Genomic DNA, 668 nt, shown 5'->3' with positions numbered 1-668 from the left:
GTCTCGATCCACGCGGACGACCGGGCCTACAAACCCCTCAACTGGATGTCCCCGCCGTGCACCCTCAAGGAGGGTGACGACAACATCTGGACGGTGGTCAACAAGGCGGGCGAGAAGCTGATCATCACGATGGAGGAAGTCCTGCACGACTCCTCCCACGAACTCGGCGTCGACCCGGGCCTCATCAAGGACGGCGTGGAAGCACACCTCCAGGAGCTGCTCGCCGACCGCATCGAGACGCTCGGCGAGGGCTACACCCTCATCCGCCGCGAGTACCCCACGGCGATCGGCCCGGTGGACATCCTGTGCCGCGACGCGGACGGGCAGACCGTGGCCGTCGAGCTCAAGCGGCGCGGCGAGATCGACGGCGTGGAGCAGCTCACGCGCTACCTGGAGCTGCTGAACCGCGACCCGCACCTCGCTCCCGTCCGCGGCATCTTCGCGGCCCAGGAGATCAAGCCCCAGGCGCGCGTCCTGGCGACGGACCGCGGCATCGGCTGCGTCGTCCTCGACTACGACGCCCTCCGCGGCATCGAGGACGACAAGCTGCGGCTGTTCTGACCTGGGGTGGCTTCCCGCCGTTGCCGCCCTGCGGGCGGGAGCGGCCTGCGGCCGCGTCCTCAAACGCCGGACGGGCTGGGTAGGTGGGTGGTGAGGGTGGTGGGGAG

1 protein-coding gene is annotated in these 668 nt (G+C 69.6%); it reads left to right on the top strand.

Annotated features, from left to right (window positions below; translation table 11 throughout):
* Window positions 1–561, top strand: a 561-nt coding sequence (gene nucS, locus K6I34_RS37760) for an endonuclease NucS (RefSeq protein WP_229332512.1), incomplete at its 5' end; no start/stop codon positions are given.
* Window positions 562–668 lie beyond the last annotated feature (107 nt).

Origin of the sequence: Streptomyces sp. UNOC14_S4 (genome assembly GCF_020740835.1) — a bacterium.
Taxonomy (GTDB): Bacteria; Actinomycetota; Actinomycetes; order Streptomycetales; family Streptomycetaceae; genus Streptomyces.
The sequence above is the reverse complement of the archived record's forward strand: the minus strand, read 5'-3'. Positions and strand labels throughout refer to the sequence as shown.